The following is a 21,039-nucleotide window of genomic DNA, read 5'->3' as shown; positions in this document are numbered from 1 at the left end:
AACGCCAACCGCCATCGGAACTTTGACCGCCACGGCGGTTGGCCCGACAATGCCGGCATGTCATCCCCTGCCCTCTTTCTCTGGCTGCTGGTTGCTGCAGCCGTTCTGGTCAGCCTGTATGTGGTGTGGCCGCTGCTGCGCCGCGGTACGCCATCCGATGCCGCAGCGGCCGGCCACATCGGCGACGACGGGGCCAGCCTGAACCGCGACATCATCCGTGAGCGCCGCCAGCGGCTGGACGAGGAGCTGGCTGCACTGCCCAAGGATTCACCCGAGCGCGAGGCGCTGGTACGCGAGTTTGCAACCGCCGCACTGGCCGATCTGGCGCCGGAGGGGCACGGCCCCGGGCATGCCACCCTTGAGGAACAGGGTATCCCCGGCGACACGCCGGTCGGCATGACAGCGCAGCAACGCCCCGGCATGACCCGCCGCCGCCAGCTGCTGGCGGTGGTGTTTGCCACGCTGCTGGTGGCCATGCCACTGGCCTTCTACCGTACTACCGGCATGCCCGAGGCCGTGGTGCCGGGCTTCGACCAGCAGGCGCAGATGCCGGATGTGAACAAAATGCTGGCGCAGCTGGAGGCAAAACTGGAGGCCGAGCCCGATCTGGTGGAAGGCTGGCTGATGCTGGGCCGCTCACGCCGAGCGCTAGGCGATCTGGACGGGGCCACGGCCGCGCTGGAAAAGGCCCTGAAGCTGGACAGCCCCGATCCGGCGCTGGCAGCACAGATCCGTACCGACCTGGCCGACACGCTGGGCCAGCGGGCCGGCATGAAGCTCGAAGGCCGGCCGTGGGAACTGATCCAGCAGGCGCTGAAGCTCAACCCCGGCAATGGCAAGGCACTGGCGCTGGCCGGTGCCCATGAGATGAACCACGGCAACGCCAGGGCAGCCCTGGGCTACTGGGAACCGCTGCTGGCGCAGCTCAAGCCCGGTACACCGCAGTACCAGCAGGTGCAGCAGTACATCGACGCGGCACGGCAGCAGGCAGACAGCACGGGCGCTGGCCCGCGGGCTAATCCGGGCGCCGGCAACGGTACCTCTGCGCCACCAGCGGGCGAGACTGCCGGCCGTGACACTTCCGTGCCCCCGACCAATGGGGCGGCCGGCAAGCCATGAGCACGACGACGGCCCGCGCACCTGCAGCAGGCGCCTGCGCTTCCACGGCGGTGACCGGCAGGCTGCTGGCCAGCGGTCTGCGTATCGAGCGGGGCCGTCAGGTGCTGGTCGATGCACTGGACTTTTCCGTGCCATCCGGTACGGCGCTGATGCTGCGCGGCGCCAACGGCAGCGGCAAGTCCACGCTGCTGCGGGCGCTGCTGGGGCTGACGCCGGTACAGGCCGGCGAGCTGACGTGGGAAAACGAAACCTTCAGGCCCGGCACCCGAAAACTCTGCCCGCACGCCCTGTGGCTGGGCCATGCACACGGGCTGAAGGGCGAACTGTCGGCCATCGACAACCTGCGCCTGCTGGCCGAGCTGGATGGCGCCCGTCCGGACCGCGCCCGGCTGCGCGGCGTGCTGGAGCGGGCAGGACTGGCGAAGCACACGCATGTGGAAACCCGCCGGCTCTCGCAGGGTCAGCGGCAGCGGCTGGCCCTGGCGCGGCTGCTGCTGGCGCCGCACCGGCCACTGTGGCTGCTGGACGAGCCCTCGGCCGCGCTGGACGCCGAAGGCAGTGCGCTGCTGGATGCCCTGCTGAACAAACATCTGGACGCCGGTGGCAGCGCGCTGATTGCCACGCACCTGCCGGTGCTGGCGGCACGGGCGCCCAACGAACTCTGGCTGGGGGCAAAAACCGCACCGGGCGCGGCCCCTGCCTCCAGGCCAGCATCCGCCTCCGGGCCGGCATCCCCGGCCGGGCAGGTATCCGCACCGTCGCGGGGACACACCCCATGGCACGGACATACGCCATAAACGGAGTGCCTGCATGAGGGATGCACCACGATGAAAGGCACCTTCCGCTGGGCGCTACAGCGCGACCTGACGATTGCGCTGCGCCGGCGCGCCGACACGCTGAATCTGCTGGGCTTTTTCGTGCTGGCCTGCCTGATGGTGCCGTTTGCCGTGGGGCCGGAAACCGAATGGCTGGCACGGCTGGGGCCGGGGCTGATCTGGGTGATGGCGCTGCTGGCGCAACTGACGGCACTGCCGATGCTGTTTGCCAACGACCATCAGGACGGCAGCCTCGAACACATGCTGGCCAGCGGCCGCTCGCCCACGGCGCTGGTGGCAGGCAAGCTGCTGGCGGTGTGGCTGGTGTCGGCCCTGCCGCTGGTGATCATCACGCCGCTGCTGGCGCTGGCGCTGTCGGTGGACCTGCCCCGTGCCGGGCTGCTGGTGCTGACGCTGCTGCTGGGCACCCCCACCCTGCTGATGCTGGGCGCGGTGGGTGCGGCGCTGACGCTGGGCGTACGTGCGGGCGGCGCCCTGGTGGCGCTGCTGGTGCTGCCGCTCTACGTGCCGGTGCTGATTTTCGGGGCGGGCGCCGTGGACATGCTGGCAGCCGGCCTGTCGCCTTCGTCCCACCTGGCGCTGCTGGGTGCGGCCATGGTGGCGGCCGTCTGGGGCGGGCCGTATCTGGTGGCGCTTGCGCTGCGCACCTCGCTGGAATGAGGGCCTGCCCATGAAACATGATGTTCACGTCACATCCCCCTACTGTCCCAGAGGCCGCGCAAACCCCGTGCACCTCACCGGCATGGGATGCAGCGCAGACACGACACAGAATTTGCAGGAACGATTGCAGGACGCACACCCATGAACCTGTTTGCCTACGCTGCCCCGCAGCGCTTCTATGGTCTGGCCGGCAAGCTCATTCCGTGGTTTGCCGTGAGTGCCGCCGTGCTCTGTCTGCTCGGCCTGTGGCTGGGCTTCGTGGAGGCTCCCACGGATTTCCAGCAGGGCGAGGTGTACCGGATCATCTTCATCCACGTGCCGGCCGCGTGGATGGCCATGTTCATCTATCTGGTGATGGCCTTCTACGCCATTCTGAACCTGGGCTTCCGTACCCGCATGTCGGCGATGATGATCTCCGCGCTGGCCCCCACCGGCGCACTGTGGGCCGCCATTGCACTGTGGACCGGATCCCTCTGGGGCAAGCCCACCTGGGGCACCTACTGGGCCTGGGATGCGCGGATGACCTCGACACTGATCCTGCTGTTCCTGTACTTCGGTTACATGGCGCTGACGCACGCCATCGAGGACCAGAACCGCGCCGACCGGGCCGGCTCCATTCTGGTGCTGGTGGGCAGCATCAATGTGCCGATCATCTATTTTTCGGTCAACCTCTGGAACACGCTGCACCAGGGCTCGAGCGTGAATCCGGTGAGCGGCTCGAAAATGGCCACGGTGATGCTGCTGGCCATGCTCGTGATGATGCTGGCAGCCTGGTGCTACAGCGTGGCGGTGGTGCTGCACCGGGCCAGAAGCATCATCCTGATGCGGGAGGCACATACGCAGTGGGTGCAGCAGCTGTCGAAGTGAATCCGGGCGCGAACCTGCCAGCCTGCATGCCCGCACTGGCGTGTGTCATGAACTCATTCGTCCCCGCGCTGACCCCGGCCGTGGGCTGACAGGGCGCACTGCGCAGACAGGACACCATCGATGCAGCATGTGATGACGGACAGGCAGCAGACACGCCATCCTGTTGATTTTGGTCAAAAAATTCTGAACGGGAATCAGTCCACACCGCGCTTTGCACCCGTCCGACACACCTTCTGACCGTCTGCCGGATGGAAAGCCCCGACCGTTGACCTCGATCAACGAGTGCGGATGCACCGGGGGTATCGTCAGCTCTCCTCTTGCGATATCTCCGTTATCCGCCATGACGCACTGGCATTACGTCCTCATCGCCTACGGTCTTTCCCTGGTGGCCCTGCTGGCCGAGCTGGTCCTGCTGGCCGGCCGTCGCCGCCAGGCACGTCATCAACTGGAAGACAGCGGTTCATGACCCCCCGCCAGAAACGCTTCGCCTGGATTGCCTCCGGTCTGGTGGCGCTGGCGGTGGTGGCCGGACTGCTGCTCTACGCGCTCAACAGCAATATCGTCTTCTTCTATACCCCCACGCAGGTGGCCAACCACGAGGCCCCCGAGGGACGCACCTTCCGCATTGGCGGGCTGGTCGAACCGGGCAGCCTCAAACGCGAGGGCACGCGGGTGCAGTTCGTGGTCACCGACGGTGACCACCAGATCACCGTGACCTACGTGGGCACGCTGCCCGACCTGTTCCGCGAGGGCAAGGGCGTGGTGACGCAGGGCCGGCTGGGGGCCGATGGTCTCTTCACCGCCTCGGAAGTGCTGGCCAAGCACGACGAGAACTACATGCCGCCCGAGGCCGCCGAAGCCATGAAGAAGGTCCACCCCGATACCATCGATACCTTCAAATCCCAGTGATTGCAGAGATTGGACACTACGCGCTGTGGCTGGCGCTGGCGCTGGCCGTGGTGCAGTTTTTTTCGGGCATCTGGGGTGCCCACCGTACCGATGGCCGGCTGATGCAGGTGGGCCACCGGGCCACCGTGCTGCAGATGCTGATGATGCTGCTGGCCTTCGGCTGTCTGGCCTGGTCGTTCGTGCATCACGATTTTTCGCTGCGCAACGTGGCCGCCAACAGCAACCGGCTGCTGCCCCTGCCCTACCGCATCGCCGCCACCTGGGGCTCGCACGAGGGCTCGATGCTGCTGTGGGCGCTGATGCTGTCGGTTTGGACGGGAGCCGTGGCCGGCTTTGGCCGCACGCTGGGCATGCAGGTGCGCAGCCGGGTGCTGGGCGTGCTGGGCTTCGTGTCGATGGGCTTTCTGCTCTTTCTGCTCACCACGTCCAATCCGTTCGAGCGCGAGCTGCCGGCCCCGGCCGACGGACGTGACCTGAACCCGCTGCTGCAGGATCCGGGCATGGTGCTGCACCCGCCCATGCTGTATCTGGGCTATGTGGGCTTTTCGGTGGCCTTTGCCTTTGCCATTGCCGCCATGCTGGGCGGCCGGGTAGATGCGGCCTGGACACGCTGGGCCCGGCCCTGGACCATCGCGGCCTGGTGCTTTCTCACGCTGGGCATCACGCTGGGCAGCTGGTGGGCCTATTACGAGCTGGGCTGGGGCGGCTGGTGGTTCTGGGATCCGGTCGAGAACGCCTCGTTCATGCCCTGGCTGGTGGGTACGGCGCTGATGCACTCGCTCATCGTCACCGAACTGCGCGGCACCTTCCGCAACTGGACGCTGCTGCTGGCCATTGCGGCATTCAGCCTGAGCCTGGTGGGCACCTTCATCGTGCGCTCGGGCGTGCTCACCTCGGTGCATGCCTTTGCCACCGATCCGGCGCGCGGCGTGTTCATCCTGGCGTTCCTGGTGGTGGTGATCGGCGGCTCGCTGGTGCTGTATGCGTGGCGCGCCCCAAAACTGGCGGCCGGCAATGCGCCAGCGGTGTTTTCCGTCAGCTCGCGCGAGAGCCTGCTGCTGGCCAACAACCTGCTGCTGGTGGTGGCCTGCGCAGCCATCTTCCTCGGCACCATGTACCCGATGCTGCTCGACACGCTGCAGCTGGGCAAGATTTCGGTGGGGGCACCCTACTTCGAGGCGGTGTTCGTGCCGCTGATGGCACCGGCCATTTTCCTGATGGGCATCGGTCCGGTAGCCCGCTGGCGCAATGCGCCGGTGCCCGACCTGTTCCGGCGCCTGCGCTGGGCACTGGGTGTATCGGTGATCAGCACAGTGCTGGTGGCCGTGATGTCGGGGCGGTTCTCGGCCACCCGGCTGGCGCCGCCAGCCGAAGGTGGTGCCGGTTTCGGAGGGGCGGTGGTGTTTGCCGTGGGCGCGTTCATCGGCTTCTGGGCCATTGCCTCGGCACTGGCTCTGCTGGCCGAGCGGCTGTGGCCGGCCGGCAGGGCCGGGCAGATGCAGGGCAATCAGGCGCCAGCCCGGCAACCGCAGCAAGGGGCTGATACGCAGCCCTCACCTGAGCGGGCGTTGCAGGGGAATCAGGTTCAGCCGATGCAGCAGGTACAGACCCGGCGAACGCTGGCCGAACGTGCCCATGCCCTGCCGGCGGCATTCTGGGGCATGCTGGTGGCGCACATCGGCGTGGGGGTGTTCATCATCGGCGTGGCCGGCGTGACCACGCTGGAACGCGAGGCCGACGAGGCCCTGGCACCCGGCCAGAGCATGCAGCTGGGTGATTATGAATTCCGGCTGCAGGACATCCGCGAAGTACCCGGTCCCAACTACCTGGCCATCCAGGGCAAGGTGGAAGTGCGGCACGACGGTGCGTTCTTCACCCTGCTGCACCCCGAAAAACGCGCCTACACCGGCCGCATGGGCATGGGTCAGACCGAGGCCGCCATCGAGACCCGCCTGACCGGCGACGTGTACGTGGCCCTGGGCGAGAAGCTACCCGACGGCCGCTGGACGATGCTGGTGTGGATCAAGCCCTTCGTGGACTGGATCTGGGGCGGCTGCGTGCTGATGGCACTGGGCGGCTTCATGGCCATGTGCGACAAACGCTACCGGCGCAGAGTGCACGAGAAGCGGCGTGGCGCGGGTGAGCGCTGAACATTTGCCGTGTGACGCGTCAGCGATCTTTCCGGAAGGACCGTTACACCTGGTGCCGGCACGACTTGCCCTTCCCTGCCCCTTGCTGCCATCCCCTGCCCTTGTTGCTTCCATCCCCTGTCCTTGTTGCTGCCCTTCCCTCCCGCTCCTTTTCCGTAGATCCGCACCACTACTCCAGCCATGAACGCTTCCGCCTCACCCCGAAAACGCCGGAAAAAGCCTGCCCGCAAGGCTGGGCTGTTTTCGTGGCGTTACCTGCTGCCTGCCGGTTTTTTCGTGGTGCTGGCGGTGTTTCTGCTGCTGGGGCTGGGCCGCAACCCCAACGAGATTCCATCGCCGCTGATCGGCAAGGAAGCCCCGGCCTTCGAGCTGCCACGACTGGCGGGCGTGGCAGCTCCGGTGAAAGCCACAGAAGCAGGCAAAGCATCCGGAAATGCACCGGCCGGATCACAGGCGGCGGGAACACAGGCAGCAGGGACGCAGACGGCCCAAACACCCGCTGCTGGTGACACACAGCCTGCAGCCAGCAAGGCCCCCCAGACGCCAGACACCAGCGCAAACGGCACAAACGGCACAAACAGCATCAGCTCGGCCAGCCTGCGGGGCAAGCCCTATCTGCTCAATGTCTGGGCCTCGTGGTGCATGCCCTGTCTGCAGGAGCACCCGCAGATGATGGCACTGGCGCAGCGCCATCGCATCCGGATGGTGGGCATGAACTACAAGGACCGGCCGGAAGACGCGCGCCGCTGGCTGGCCCGCAACGGCAATCCGTTCGACGAGATCATGGTGGATGCGCAGGGACGCACGGCCATCGATTTTGGGGTGTACGGCGTGCCCGAAACCTTCCTGATCGACGGCGAGGGTCGCATCCGGCGCAAGATCGTGGGAGCCATCTCCATCGAGACCCTGCAGAACGAGCTGCTGCCGGCCATCGAAAAGCTGGAGGCGGAAGCCAAATGATGACGGTACACCGACAGGCGGCGGCACTGCCGGCAACATCCATCCCGCAAGGCCCGGTGCACACGCGCACGAAAAACCCGGCTGCATCTGGCCCGGCTGCAGGTACAGGTACAGGTACAGGTGCTGGTGCTGGTGCTGGTGCTGGTGCTGGTGCTGAAATGAGTATGGCCATAGGCCGTATCGCGCTGGCAACGGCTGCCATCGTCACTGCCCTGATGGCCGCACCGCTTCACGCACAGACATCGGCCCCCATCAATTCGACCACACCAGCCACCGCCCTCCAGGAGGACGGAGGTAAAACGCCCGGTGCTAGCGGCATGCCCGCAGGCAGTGGTATGCAAAATGGCAATGAAGCACCTGCCGCCAGCAATGGCAGCGGCGCCCCCACGGGCAGTGACACGGAAGACCCCCACGCCGAGGCCGTGATGCACACGGCGCGCTTCCGGGCGCTGGCGCACGAGCTGCGCTGTCTGGTGTGCCAGAACCAGACGCTACTGGATTCGCACGCCGACCTGGCGAAGGACCTGCGGCTGGAGGTGGTGCGGCTGATCGACCGGGGCCTGGATGACCGGCAGATCAAGGACTATCTGGTGGACCGTTATGGCGAGTTCGTGCTGTACCGGCCCACCTGGTCGTGGCAGAACAGCATCCTCTGGGCAGGCCCGGCCGTGATGCTGCTGGCCGCCGGCGCCGGCATCTGGCGGCTGACCCGCCGGCGCCGGCTGGCGGCGGATGAGGGTGATGAAGTGGACGACACTGGCGACACGCTGGACGGAGCCAACGCCAGCGATGATGTCGATGACGACGAGCCTACTCCCCTGTCCGCCGAGGAGGCCCTGCGACTGGTGGATGCACAGCTGGCTGCAACGGACTCCGGCGACCGGGAGCGGCCCTCGCGCTGACGTCCTCACGCCCCAAACCTCCGCACCGCACTCAAAACCTCCGCCGCACACCTCGTACGTTGCACGAAATGCATCTCACAGCGCACATTCCATAGCGCACATCTCATCGCACGCGTCACACGGAACGCACTGCAAGGCGCAGCGTGCGCCATGGTCCCGGAAATCACCCGGGCAGCACGCCGCAACGCAGCACCTTCCCCAATTGGCCACCGGTCGCCAGATGGCGTATCGTTGGCGGATCAGGATCCAACGGGGATGCACCATGAATGATGCGCCGCACAGCTCCCTTCAGCCCTTTGCCCGGCTGACCCCCAACACGGTACTGGCCGCGCTGGAAGAGATCGGTCTGCGTTGCGACGGCCGGCTGCAGGCCCTCAACAGTTTCGAGAACCGGGTGTATCTGGTGGGGCTGGAAGACGGGGACAGCCGGGTGGCCAAGTTCTACCGCCCCGACCGCTGGGACCGCAACCAACTGCTGGAAGAGCATGCCTTTGCCCACGAGATCGCCGCCGCAGAGATTCCGCTGGCAGCCCCGCTGCATCGCGAAGCGCTGATGGCCCCCGACCGGCATGACTCCGGCCGGCACGAAAACGCTGGCACTGCAACCAGCGCTTCCTCACGGAAGAGCGGCCTTCCGGCACCAGGCAACCTCTCCACACCAGACAGCCCCCTGGCCGACACGCTCTTCGAGAGCCATGGCTTCTATGTGGCGGTCTACCGGCGCCAGGGCGGACGGGTGCCCGAGCTGGACAACATCCACCAGGGGCCGGCCATGCGGGAACGGATCGGGCAGTTCATTGCCCGCATCCACCAGGTGGGCGCCCGGCGCGGTTTCGTGCACCGGCTGGCGCTGGACGTGGAGCGTGCCGGCTGGGCCTCCATCGAACGGGTGATCGGCTGCCCGTGGCTGCCGCCCGAGGTGCGCCACAACTGGGAAACGCTGGCGCGGCGCTGCTGCGAGCTGGCCGAACGGCGGCTGCATCCGTCGCTGCACCAGCCCGTGGTGGCCGACTTCACGCAGATCCGCCTGCATGGCGACTGTCATCTGGGCAACCTGCTGTGGACGGAGGCCCATGGCCCGCACTTCGTGGATCTGGACGACTGCTGCAGCGGCCCGGCCATGCAGGATCTGTGGATGATTGCCGATGCGGCCGGCCAGCAGGATGCCGAGGCCGACGGCAGCAACGCGGTTTCGCAGGCCATGCAGGAACTGCTGGCCGGTTACGAGCTGATCCGCCCGTTCGAACGGCGTGAACTGGCGCTGGTGGAACCACTGCGGACGCTGCGCATCATCCGTCACAGCGCCTGGCTGGCCGAGCGCTGGGAAGACCCAGCCTTCCCGGCGGCCTTTCCGTGGTTCGGCTCGGTGCGCTACTGGCAGGGGCAGATCATCAGCCTGCAGGAGCAGCTGGCCCAGCTGCAGGCAGGGCTCTGAGCACCAAGGACCCTCTGCAAAAGTCCTGCGGCACTTTGGTCTCCATGCTCGGGCGATCCAGTGCGTTGCCATTTGCCGCCAATAGCCCTGCTATTGCCGCCAAATGGCGCCTTCTGGCTCATCCCGATCCTGGGCCCAAAGCGCTCGCAGACTTTTGCAGAGGGTCCCTAAAAAAACAGGCGCCCAACCCTGCGGCAGGCGCCCACGTGGTGCGCCTGCCGGCGGAAACGGCCGTTTCCGGGCGGGCGCGCGGCCGATGCGTTTACTTCGCCTTGTTGGCAGCTTCCTTGAAGGCGGCGCCCGGGGTGAACTTGGGCACGTTGGCGGCAGCGATCTCGATCTTTTCGCCGGTACGCGGGTTCAGGCCGGTACGGCCGGCGCGCTTGCTGGCGTGGAAGGTGCCGAAGCCCACGAGCGTCACACGATCACCGCCGGCGACGGCGTCCATGATGGTATTCATGACCGAGGTCAGCACCCGTTCGGCGGATGCCTTGCTGATGTCGGCGTCGCTGGAGATCTTCTCGATCAGATCACTTTTGTTCATTCATACCTCTGACTGGTTGGCTGTGCCTTGTCATTTGCCAAACCCGGCGGGCAAACAGGCTGGCGCCATGCAGGCCACCAACGGCCACGGCACCCCTGCCCGTTGGCGCAGAAAAACGCCGGGCTGCCGCCCAGAAGCGGCAATATGCGCGGATTCTACCTTGATTCAGGGACCGAACGCGCCAAAGCCGGAGGCCAATCTGCCCCGCCCCCGGCCATATCCGTGGCATGTATCGTTCTGCCACATTTTTCAGCAGAAAAGCGCCCCTTTTGCCCGCAGGGGAAAGCCGTCGGCCCGTGATGCGAACCATGGCCAGACCGGGTCAGCAGGGCTTCAACTCCATGAAAGAACCGATGTCCCTGGGCTCCCGCACACTGGTCAGGTGCTGGCCGGATGCTGACCGGGTGTTGACCGGGTGTTGACCAGGGACCGGCTGGGTGCAGGCGAAGACGTTGGGGCGGGTCTGCCCCCCGCGCCTGGAGCGTGAGCGGGGCCACCAGTCCTGTGCCGGTTTCAGCAGAACCCCTATTTGCATGCAACGACAGCCCCATCAGCACGGACCGCCCTGACCGGTCTCCCTGCTGCGGCCTGCCATGACGGCTTTGCACGGACGCAACACAGGCAGACCGCCGGGACATGTCCACCGGTCAGGAACCGAACGGAACGGGGATGAACCATTTATGATGCGCTCCCCGACACGGCCGCCCGTACGTGCCATGGACTCGTTCATCACCACGCAGACCCCGGTCGCGTGCTCACGAGCCTCTGTGCCCAGGCGAGGCTGGCTGCCCTGTCAGGCCCGTCTTTCCCTTCATCCCTGCCATCATCATGACCTCTCTTCGTCCGCCCCTGCGACGTTGCGCCCTCCCTGCCCTGATTCTTTCCCTGCTGGCCGCCTGCGGTGAGGGTGGCACGGGCAAAGAACCGAACCCGTCACCGACGGCCGTGCACAACGCCCTCAAGGCCCACCGTCACGGCCACAGGCACGACCGGCTGGCACAGAACCTGGGGCAGCCCCACCACCCGGGTACTGGGCAGCAAGGTGCAGCCGGGCGACACGATCAGCCCGGCCGAATGCGCGCTGCTCTACAAGGCCCCCACCCCTTCGCCGCTGATTCTGGGCAAGGACCCGCTGCTGGCCACCCAGTGGCACCTGTACAACGACGGCTCGCTGCCCGGCACGAAGGCCGGTGAGGACCTGCACCTGAACGGCATCTGGCGCCGGGGCCGGGGTGAAGGCGTACGCGTGGCCGTGGTGGACGACGGGCTGGACGTGATTCACGAAGACCTGGTGGAAAACGTGGTGCCGGGCGCCAGCCACAACTATGGTCCGTACAACCGCGGCAATGACCTGCCCCTGCCCTGCCGTGCCGGCCAGACCCACGGAACGGCCGTGGGCGGGCTGATCGCGGCCCGCGACTTCAACGGCACGGGCCTGTCGGGCGTGGCACCGCGTGCTTCGCTGGTAGGCTACAACCCGCTGGCCACCGGCGCAGCCGCCGACGTGCTGGATGCGCTGACGCGCGACCTGAAGCACAACCACATCTACAACAACAGCTGGGGCCAGAGCAACTGGGGTCACTTCCAGCACGCCAACCCCAGCATCAGCGCCTGGCAGGCCCTGCTGGCCCAGGGGCTGCGCGAGGGGCGCAACGGCCGGGGCGCCATCTATGTGTTTGCCGCGGGCAATGGAGGCACGTTCGGCGATTTCTCCAACTACGAATCGGGCGTCTCCACCATGGGCACGGTGGGCGTCTGCGCCACCAACTCGCTGGGCAAGCGCGCCTCGTACAGCGAACCGGGCTCGAACCTGCTGGTGTGCGCCCCCAGTGGCGACTTCCCGCAGCAGGGCCAGCAGACCCCGGCGCAGCTGGGCGCCCCCAGCACCGGGCTGCAGAACACCTACAGCACCGATTTCAGCGGCACCTCCGCTGCCGCCCCGATGGTGTCGGGCGTGGTGGCCCTGATGCTGCAGGCAAACCCCGCCTGACCTGGCGTGACGTACGCCTGGTGCTGGCCCGCAGTGCCCGCAAGGTAGACCCCGACCACAAGGGCTGGACCCACTGGCGCGTCCTGAACTACAACCACGAGTATGGCTTTGGCGTGGTGGACGCCGAGGCGGCCGTGACCATGGCGCGCCGCTGGAACAGTGTGGGCGGCAGCGACCAGCAGAAGAAATGTGGCCCCTATCGCGTCGAGCTGAACCAGCCCATTGCACAGGCAGCCATTCCGGCCACCGGCCTGGGCATGAACCAGGCGCCCGAAGGTGGCATCCAGCACGCCATCCCCGTGCCGGCGGACTGCGACATCCGCCACATCGAACACACTTACGTGAAGATGAGCGTGCTTGACGCCACGAAGGACGAAGAAGCCTTCGACGCCGGCAGCCTGCAGATGACACTGACGGCCCCCAGCGGCCAGGTGGCCACACTGGCCCTGCCGCACCTGTGCTTCGAATCCCCCGAGGGCGGCGCCTACCCCAAACCCACACCCTGCACCGGGCTGGGCAGCTTCACCTTCGGCGTCACCCGCTTCCTGGACCAGCCGGCCCGGATGCAGAAGAACGACCAGTGGACGCTGTCGGTGGTGGACCGCAACACACAGCCCACGGCCAGACCGGCCCAGCTGCGCTACTGGGAGCTGACGCTGTACGGCCGTTGATGCTTGTGGCGGGACTGGCCGCCGCAGGTGTGCGCCCATGCTGGGCACCCCCAGGTCAGCCTCCCGGGGAACCTCCGGCCGCCGGGAGATCTCCACCGCTTCGTGCTGTCATCCATCTCCGGCCTCCCCGCGTTGACACGACGCACCGGACACGCGCAGAACGCGTACCGGCACGCCCGTCGCCCAGTGCGGGCGGGAATCGCCCGGCATGCCCCTGCCAGCAGATCAACCATTGCCGGGCAGTTGTTGTGAAGAGCGTACAAAACCGGTGATTTCTGGCCACGCGTCCACACAGTGATCACATGGCGTCACACGGACGCAGCCCCAATCCGCGACAATGGCATGTTCGCCGTTTTCTGGAGCCTCCATGAACGCTTCCTCCCTTCCGTTGCTGACCCGCAGAACCGTTCCCCTTCTGCTGACCGCCCTGCTGGCCGCCTGCAGCGGCAGTGGTGGCAACGGTGATGACGGTGGTTCCAGCAGCAATACGCCCCGCCAGGGCACCCTGCTCAATGGCAGCAGCTGCTCGCTCAAATACTATGCCCAGGCGGCTGCATCCCAGGGCAGCGGCAATGACCCGCTCTTTCCCTCCCAGTGGTACCTGCAGAACACCGGCAGCCTCACCGGCTACAGCGGCATGCGGGCCGCCGAGGATCTGGACGTGACCCAGGTCTGGAACTCGCTGGGCGCCCGGGGTGAAGGCATCCGCGTGGCGGTGGTGGACGACGGTCTGGAAGTGACCCACGACGACCTCGCACCCAACGTGGTGGAGGGTGCCAGCTACAACTACATCAGCGACGGCAGCTGGAAGCGCGGCAGCCCCTGGCCCATGCCCTGCGACGCCGGGCAGAGCCACGGCACGAATGTGGCCGGCGTGATCGGTGCCCGCGACAGCAACGGCATCGGCGTGCGTGGTGTGGCCCCGCGGACCAGCCTGGTGGGCTACAACGCCCTGCAGAGCGGCAACAGTGCCGACGCGCTGGACGCCATGGTGCGCGACCAGGACAAGAACCACATCTACAACAACAGCTGGGGCGCCAGCGACGACGGTCTCTTCAATGCACCGACCGATGGCGCCACGCATGCCAAAACCATTCGCAACGGCCTCGACAACGGCCGCAACAAACTGGGCAGCATCTTCACCTTTGCGGCCGGCAACGGCGGCGAGTACGGCGACTACTCGGTGCTGGATGGCAACGCAAGCGTGCTGGGCGCCCTGCCCGTCTGCGCCACCGACGCTTCGGGCAAGCGCGCCGTCTACAGCGAACCCGGCCCGAACCTGCTGGTCTGTGCCCCGTCCTCGGGCTCTGGCCAGAAAACCGCCAGCAACCTGCCCAGCGTAAGCACCACCGGGCTGCAGAACGCCTACAGTGACGAATTCAGCGGCACCTCGGCGGCCACGCCGATGATCTCCGGCGTGGTGGCCCTGATGCTGCAGGCCAACCCCAATCTGAGCTGGCGTGACGTGCGGCTGATTCTGGCCAAAACCGCCCGGCAGGTAAACAGCAGCAGCGCTGGCTGGACCAGCTACGAGGGCTACCACTTCAACCACGAATACGGCTTCGGCGTGGCCGACGCGGCCGCTGCCGTGGCCCAGGCGCGCACCTGGCAGAGCGTGGGCGGCAGTCAGACGATGAAGCAGTGCGGCCCCTACAACGTGACCGCCAATACGGGCATCCCCGAGGTCAACCCGGTGACCGACAGCCAGCTGGCCAACCCCTTCCAGAACCCCGCCAGCCTGAACCAGCCGGTGACCGACGGCATCACCTCCAGCGTCAGCCCGTCCACCTGCACACTGAACCACATCGAGCACATCGATGTAACCGTCACGGCCACCAATGCGGCCGGCACCGGGGACCACCCCAACCCGGGTGACCTGCAGATGACGCTGACCAGCCCCAGTGGCCAGACCAGCACGCTGACCGTACCGCACCAGTGCTATTACGTCACCAACTCCACCCGAACCCCCGTCAACGCCTGCAGTGGCCTGAAGAACTTCACCTTCGGCCTGAGCCGCCACATGGAGGAACCCGTGGTGGCCACCTCCGGCAGCAGCACCTGGACGCTGGGCGTTGCCGACCGTCGTGCAGGCAATACCGGCCGGCTGGGCAACTGGTCCATCACCTTCTACGGCCGGTGACAATCCCCCACAATCACACCCTTTCTGCCCACCGAAAACCTCACCCATCATGCGCAAGAACACCCTGATCCAGACTCTGGCCATCGGCCTGTCCGCCCTGTTCCTGGGCCTGTCGTCCGTGCAGGCGGCCGATGCCGGCATCGTCCAGCTGATCGGCCCCGGCAGCACGGTGCGCAGCTTCCAGATCGATACCGCCCACGTGGTGCAGTTCGGCAGCCGCACCCAGGTACGCAAGGCCAGCACGGCCGAGGCCAAACAGCTGAAAAGCCTGAAGGCCACCAAGGGCACGCTCAAGAGCAGCAGCAGCGCCACCGTGTCACCGGTACTGCGTGATTCGGCCGGCCGCAGCTATGGCCTGCCCGGCGGCCTGATCGTGACGCTGAAGGCCGACGTTTCCGAGGCCGAGGGTCGTGCCCAGCTGGAAAGCGCCGGCCTGACGCCGGACCGCATGATCACCCCGCGCGTCTGGGTGGCCAAAAGCCCGGCGGGCCTGGAAACCATCGAAATGGCCAACCAGGCCAACGCAAAAGGCGTATTTGCGGACGTGAGCCCGAACTGGTGGACCAGGCGGGCGCTGAAATAATAGAAGGCGCTGAAACTGCCACGCCTCCCCCGGAGAGCCCCCCAGGGGCACCATGCGGAGGTGGGTACAAAAATGGCTGCGGCGAAAAAAGACCCAGCCAAACAGGCCCCGCCACCGGCCATACATGACTCCGGCGCACGGATGTCAGGCTGATCAGGCGCTTCTGCGACACAACCGCAGCACAGGCCCGGATGGGTACCGGTTTTTCCGGTATGCATCCGGGCTTTTTCATTGCGCGGCACGCGTCCTGGCCCTGTTCATCGCTGCAGAAGGAAACATCGACCACAGCCTGCCCCTGCTCATCACGGCAGAAGGGAACATCGATCCCCCCCTGCTCCCACAGGAAGGCATTTCTCGCGCGCTGTCTCCTCAGAAGAAATGCATCGGTCACGCTTCATCCCTGCAAATTTCACGGGCACACCGGATTTTGCCAAAAGGTTCACGCACCCGGCACCCGCCTGCCGCCCGCAAAACTCAACCGCCCGTCAACCCCTTCGGCCCAAACTGATGCCATGAAGCAACGGCGTTGCTAGAGTGCCGCATTGTGCGTGCAAACCCGTTTTGCACCGAACCTTTTGCGGAATGCCAGCCTCGCCATGAAACTGAAGCACCTGCCCAGGTCGTACCTGTCTGCCCCCCTGCTGCTGACGCTGCTGGCTGCCTGCGGCGGCGGAGCCGGTGGTGGTACCAGCCCGGCCAACCTGTTCCCGGATAACGGCAGCCAGCCGGGTGCCTCGTCCCTTCAGCCGGCCAGAGGTGCCACACAGGCTGACTCGCAGATCACACGGCCGGGTAACCATGGCAATGCGGCCGGCACCGGCAATACCACCAACACCGGCAACGCGGGAAGCGGCACTGGCACGAATATCAGCAATGCCAGCAGTGGCGGAACCACCTCTGCTGCGGGCGGCAACGGAGCAGGCAACAACACGGCAACACCGGCCGGCCCGCTGAAGGTGAGCCCGAAGGAATGCCCGCTGCAGTACGAAGTGGACAGCTCCCAGCGCAGGGCCGAAAGCGCCGGTGCCGACCCGCAGGAATTCCTGCAGTGGCACCTGAAGAACACCGGGAGCCTGACGGGCTACGCTGGCATGAAGAGCGGAGAAGATCTGCGAGTGACGGGCGTGTGGAATCAGGGCGTCGATGGGCACGGCGTGCGCGTGGCGGTGATCGATGACGCGCTGCTGCTGATGCACGAGGACCTGCGGGCCAACGTGGTGCCCGGCAGCCACAACTACCGCAAGACGGCCAATGGCACATCCGACGGCCATGCCGATTATCCAGTGCCCTGCACGAGCGAAGAAGCACACGGCACCTCGGTGGCCGGCGTCATTGCCGCCCGCAACGGCAACGGTGTGGGCATGGTAGGCGTGGCCCCGCATGCCAGCCTGGTGGGCCTGAACGCCCTGGTGACCGAACAGGAAGCCGACAAGCTGGACGCCCTTGTGCGGGATCTGGACAAGAACCATATCTACAGCAACAGCTGGGGCAATCAGGACTGGGGGCACTTCTTTGGCTATGAAAATGCCTCTGCACACCGGGATGCGCTGGAACGGGGGCTGAGCACCGGACGGGGCGGTCTGGGCAGCATCTACGTGTTTGCCGGCGGCAACGGTGCAGACAAGGGAGATTATTCCCTCCTGGACGGTTATGTGGGTGAACGGGGGGTGGTTACCGTATGTGCAACCAATGCTGCCGGCGAACGGGCCTTCTACAGCGAACGCGGCCCCAACCTGACGGTGTGCGCCCCCTCGGCCGAAGCCAGTGAAGGCACCACCCTGCCCGGCGTGGCCACGACCACCGTCGGAACCGACAACGAAGAGGAAGGCACGAAAGGTACCGACCTGAATCTCTACACCGATACCTTCAACGGCACCTCGGCGGCCGCACCGATGGTGTCGGGCGTGGTGGCGTTGATGCTGCAGGCCAATTCGAAACTGACCTGGCGCGACGTGCCGCTGATTCTGGCCCGTACCGCCCGCAAGGTGGATGAAGAAAACGGCCAGTGGAAGGATTACAGCAGTCCCATCCGCGCCGCCAGCAATGCCTGGAACACGCTGCACTACAGCCACAGCTACGGCTTCGGCGTGGCGAATGCCGAAGATGCCGTGAAGCTGGCCCGTGACTGGCAGAGCGTGGGCGGCAGCAGCACCCAGAAAAAATGTGTGGTGCGTTCGGTGAGCGTCAACCAGCCCATTCCGGAAGCCGGCACCACCTTCGGTACCAACCGTGACAAGGGCCAGGGCCTGGACGGAACGGCACGACTGCAGCTGCTGGCCGTCACCGAGGCCCTGGACTACAACCAGGCCGTGACCGATGGCATCAGCTCGACGGCAGAGGTGGACAGCACCTGCGCCATTCGCCACATCGAACACATCGATGTGAAGGTGAATTTCACGGATGATGCAGGATCGGGCCAGCACCCCAGCATGGGTGACCTGCAGATGACACTCCAAAGCCCGCTGGGCACGGTGAGTACGCTGACCGTTCCGCACGCCTGCCAGTCACCCTATCTGAAAAAGGATGGTACGCAGGGCATCGTCACATCCCTCTGCAATGAACCGGGCGACGGTTTCCAGTACGGCGTGCGCCGTCACCTGGAAGAACCGGTAGCCAATGGCAGCAACCGCACCTGGACGCTCTCGGTGGTCGACCGCGTAACGGGCCATACCGGCCGGCTGAAGGACTGGAGCATCACCTTCTACGGCCGCTGAACACCTGACGGCACGGTCTGCTGTGCACACCACACCAGCCCGTGCCTTTTCGTGAATTCCTTTTTGCGCCTTTCTGTCTCCCTCCCGCTCTGCCCCGCAGTTTTCCGAGCGGACACTCCCCACGCTGCCCGTCCATCATGAAAAAGACACATCTTGCCCACACCCTGGCCCTGGGCCTCTCCACACTGGCGCTGAGCGCCTGTGGCGGTGGAGGCGGTGACGACGGGAGCACGAAGATCACGGTGCTGCAGGTGGGGGATCTGGTGATCGAAAGGCCCGCCGATGGCACGCCTGCCTCGTTTCTCGCGGGTAACGACTCGCCTGTATCCCTGCCCTCCACGCCGGTGGTACACATCACAGATAATACGCACACGAACGATCTTCCCACAACAAACACGGCACCGGAACACCCGGCCGCAGGAAAACCGGCAGCGGGAACGACGGGCTCGGCCACACCAATGGCCGGAACTACGCCAATAACCGGAACCACGCCAACAGCCGGAACCATAACCGCAACGACGAACACCCCCACTCCCGGAACAGCCCCGGGCACGAGCGGCACCGGTCGCCCCCCCGGCGCGGCAGCCTCTACCCAGACGGACACGACCACCACGGGCGCGGCCTCTGCCAGACCCGGCCAGGGTTCTGCCGCTGCGCAGTCCTCCACCACCAGTACGCTGAAGCCGGGGGACCTGATCAGCAGCACCAGCTGCAGCCTGAAATACACGCTGCCCAACCCCAACCGGACCATCAAGGCCGGCACCGACCCGCGCCTGACCGAAGCATGGCATCTGGAAAACCATGGCAACCTGTACAGACGGGCGGGTATGGTGGCCGGCGAGGACCTGCGCATCAAGCCAGTATGGAATATGGGCTACCGGGGTCAGGGCATTCGCGTGGCCGTGCTGGATGACGGGCTGGAAGTGACACACGAAGACCTGGCTCCGAATGTCGTACCCGGCAGCCACAATTACCGGAAAAAGGCGGGCGCGACGGGGTTGCCCCCGTTCCTGCTGAATGTGGGCAGCCAGACGACCGACGGCCCCGAAGACTATCCCATGCCCTGTTCGGAGAGCGACAGCCACGGCACCGCAGTGGCGGGCATCGTGGCCGCGCGTGATGGCAATGGCGTGGGCAGCGCCGGCGTGGCGCCCCGGGCCAATCTGGTGGGCTACAACATTCTGGCCAGCAACCTGCTGGACGACCAGCTGGGTGCCCTGACCCGCGACATCGACAAAAACCACATCTACAACAACAGCTGGGGTCCGGATGACAACGGCCAGCCGGGTTTGCCCTCCGGCAGCTGGGAACTCTTCAATGCCACCCTGGACAAGGGCCTGAAGCAGGGACGCGAGCAACGTGGTGTGATCTACGTGTTTTCTGGCGGCAATGGTGCACAAGAGGGCGATTATGGCTCGCTGGACGGTCTGGTGAGTTCGCTGGGTGTAGTCACGGCCTGTGCAACCAACGCAGCCGGCATTCGGGCGCAATACAGTGAACGCGGGGCCGACCTGACGGTGTGTGCCCCCTCGGGCGACCGCAATGATGCCCTGCCCAATTTGCCCGCCACGGTGACCACCGGCCTCAACAATACCTACATCGACGACTTTGCCGGCACCTCGGCCACGGCACCGATGGTGTCGGGTGTGATCGCGCTGATGCTGCAGGCGCGACCGGAACTGACCTGGCGGGACGTGCCGCTGATTCTGGCCCGCACCGCCCGCAAGGTGGATGCGGAGAAAGGCGGCTGGCGCGAGCGTCGCAGCCCATTGGGGTATGGCAACGGCACCTACGACACCCTGCACTACAGCCACAGTTACGGTTTTGGCGTGGCCAATGCCGAAGCAGCGGTGGCGCTGGCCAAAAACTGGCAGAGTGTGGGGGGCAGCGAACTGCTGACGAAATGTGGCCCGGTGAAGGCAACGGTGAACAAGGCCATTCCGGAAGAGCATATCGTGGCGCAGCAGGCTGTCGATGGGACCCCGAAGGTGAAGCAGGACGGCAGCACGGAAGACCAGTTCTTCAACACGCTGCTGGATCTGGCCGACACACTGGATTACAACGCCGCCCCGCAGAACGGCCTGGAATCGGCCATTCAGATACCCGCCAGCTGCGGTATCCAGCACATCGAGCATGTGGATGTGCGGGTGACCACCACCGGCGCCAACGGCAGCGGCCAGCATCCCAATTCGGGGGATCTGCAGATGGCACTGGTCAGTCCGCTGGGCACGGTGAGCACGCTGATGCTGCCCCACCCCTGCACGGGAAGCACGCCGACCGGAATCGATGACGAGGAGCAGCTGACCCTCTCGGCCTGCGAGGGCCTGAGCAATTTCCACTTCGGCGTACGCCGGCATCTGGAAGAACCGGTGGCCAGTGGCAGCAACCGGACGTGGAAGCTGGTGACTTCGGACCGGGTGCAGGGCAGCACCGGCCAGCTGAAGGACTGGGAAATCACGTTCTGGGGGCGTTGAGCGTGCGCCTGACCAACGCCCCGTCCGTTGGCCCGCAGCAACGCCACGGGCACATCACCTGCCGCACAGGGGGCCATTTCAGTCC

At 66.0% G+C, this 21,039-nt stretch carries 17 protein-coding genes; 16 read left to right on the top strand and 1 reads right to left on the bottom strand.

The genetic code is table 11. The features are described from left to right. Positions 1-57: 57 nt before the first annotated feature. The 10 genes from EHV23_RS01615 to EHV23_RS01570 all read left to right on the top strand — a co-directional run bounded on the left by EHV23_RS01615 (position 58) and on the right by EHV23_RS01570 (position 9,838). A complete protein-coding gene (locus EHV23_RS01615) occupies positions 58-1,119 on the top strand; it encodes a TPR domain-containing protein (protein ID WP_125094420.1) in 1,062 nt (353 codons plus the stop codon). After that, positions 1,116-1,916 (top strand): heme ABC exporter ATP-binding protein CcmA, encoded by an 801-nt coding sequence (gene ccmA, locus EHV23_RS01610; protein ID WP_125094419.1) that lies wholly within the window; start codon positions 1,116-1,118, stop codon positions 1,914-1,916. The genes EHV23_RS01615 and ccmA overlap by 4 nt, the downstream gene beginning before the upstream one ends. A 30-nt stretch (positions 1,917-1,946) precedes the next feature. Beyond that, the gene (gene ccmB, locus EHV23_RS01605; protein ID WP_125094418.1) at positions 1,947-2,615 is read left to right on the top strand and encodes a heme exporter protein CcmB; all 669 of its coding nucleotides are present in this window, start codon (positions 1,947-1,949) and stop codon (positions 2,613-2,615) included. 141 nt (positions 2,616-2,756) lie between these two features. Continuing rightward, positions 2,757-3,482, top strand: a complete 726-nt coding sequence (gene ccmC / locus EHV23_RS01600) for a heme ABC transporter permease CcmC (RefSeq protein WP_125094417.1) — start codon at positions 2,757-2,759, stop codon at positions 3,480-3,482. A 340-nt stretch (positions 3,483-3,822) separates the two neighbouring features. Further along, the gene (gene ccmD / locus EHV23_RS01595; RefSeq protein ID WP_125094416.1) at positions 3,823-3,948 is read left to right on the top strand and encodes a heme exporter protein CcmD; all 126 of its coding nucleotides are present in this window, start codon (positions 3,823-3,825) and stop codon (positions 3,946-3,948) included. Then, a complete protein-coding gene (gene ccmE / locus EHV23_RS01590) occupies positions 3,945-4,391 on the top strand; it encodes a cytochrome c maturation protein CcmE (protein WP_125094415.1) in 447 nt (148 codons plus the stop codon). The genes ccmD and ccmE overlap by 4 nt, the downstream gene beginning before the upstream one ends. Then, the gene (locus EHV23_RS01585; RefSeq protein ID WP_158615781.1) at positions 4,388-6,541 is read left to right on the top strand and encodes a heme lyase CcmF/NrfE family subunit; all 2,154 of its coding nucleotides are present in this window, start codon (positions 4,388-4,390) and stop codon (positions 6,539-6,541) included. The genes ccmE and EHV23_RS01585 overlap by 4 nt, the downstream gene beginning before the upstream one ends. 180 nt (positions 6,542-6,721) lie before the next feature. After that, positions 6,722-7,501, top strand: coding sequence for a DsbE family thiol:disulfide interchange protein (locus tag EHV23_RS01580; protein ID WP_125094413.1), 780 nt, complete (start codon positions 6,722-6,724; stop codon positions 7,499-7,501). Continuing rightward, positions 7,498-8,403, top strand: a complete 906-nt coding sequence (locus EHV23_RS15470) for a cytochrome c-type biogenesis protein (protein WP_203228848.1) — start codon at positions 7,498-7,500, stop codon at positions 8,401-8,403. Before EHV23_RS01580 ends, EHV23_RS15470 begins: the two co-directional genes overlap by 4 nt. A 262-nt stretch (positions 8,404-8,665) precedes the next feature. After that, complete coding sequence (locus EHV23_RS01570; RefSeq protein ID WP_158615780.1) at positions 8,666-9,838, top strand: serine/threonine protein kinase; 1,173 nt, start codon at positions 8,666-8,668, stop codon at positions 9,836-9,838. A 262-nt stretch (positions 9,839-10,100) separates the two neighbouring features. Here EHV23_RS01570 and EHV23_RS01565 read toward each other — a convergent pair whose 3' ends face one another. After that, complete coding sequence (locus EHV23_RS01565) at positions 10,101-10,382, bottom strand: HU family DNA-binding protein (RefSeq protein ID WP_125094411.1); 282 nt, start codon at positions 10,380-10,382, stop codon at positions 10,101-10,103. Between the two features lie 1,042 nt (positions 10,383-11,424). On the opposite strand from EHV23_RS01565, the gene EHV23_RS01560 reads away from it, so the two are divergent. From EHV23_RS01560 to EHV23_RS01535, 6 genes are all read left to right on the top strand, one after another. Further along, on the top strand, positions 11,425-12,372 hold the full coding sequence (locus tag EHV23_RS01560) for a S8 family peptidase (protein WP_158615779.1): 948 nt from the start codon (positions 11,425-11,427) through the stop codon (positions 12,370-12,372). A 20-nt stretch (positions 12,373-12,392) separates the two neighbouring features. Continuing rightward, positions 12,393-13,043 (top strand): hypothetical protein, encoded by a 651-nt coding sequence (locus EHV23_RS01555; RefSeq protein ID WP_125094409.1) that lies wholly within the window; start codon positions 12,393-12,395, stop codon positions 13,041-13,043. Positions 13,044-13,410: 367 nt separating this feature from the next. Then, positions 13,411-15,183: a S8 family serine peptidase gene (locus EHV23_RS01550; protein WP_125094408.1), complete on the top strand. Its 1,773-nt coding sequence runs from the start codon at positions 13,411-13,413 to the stop codon at positions 15,181-15,183. 49 nt (positions 15,184-15,232) lie between these two features. Beyond that, the gene (locus tag EHV23_RS01545; RefSeq protein WP_125094407.1) at positions 15,233-15,766 is read left to right on the top strand and encodes a hypothetical protein; all 534 of its coding nucleotides are present in this window, start codon (positions 15,233-15,235) and stop codon (positions 15,764-15,766) included. 596 nt (positions 15,767-16,362) lie between these two features. Next, positions 16,363-18,480 (top strand): S8 family serine peptidase, encoded by a 2,118-nt coding sequence (locus tag EHV23_RS01540; protein WP_125094406.1) that lies wholly within the window; start codon positions 16,363-16,365, stop codon positions 18,478-18,480. 137 nt (positions 18,481-18,617) lie between these two features. Then, entirely contained in the window at positions 18,618-20,954 is a 2,337-nt protein-coding gene (locus EHV23_RS01535; protein ID WP_238990230.1) for a S8 family serine peptidase, read from the top strand. Positions 20,955-21,039 lie beyond the last annotated feature (85 nt).

The sequence above is a fragment of the Lautropia dentalis genome, from assembly GCF_003892345.1.
Lineage (GTDB): Bacteria > Pseudomonadota > Gammaproteobacteria > Burkholderiales > Burkholderiaceae_E > Lautropia > Lautropia dentalis.
The sequence above is the reverse complement of the archived record's forward strand: the minus strand, read 5'-3'. Positions and strand labels throughout refer to the sequence as shown.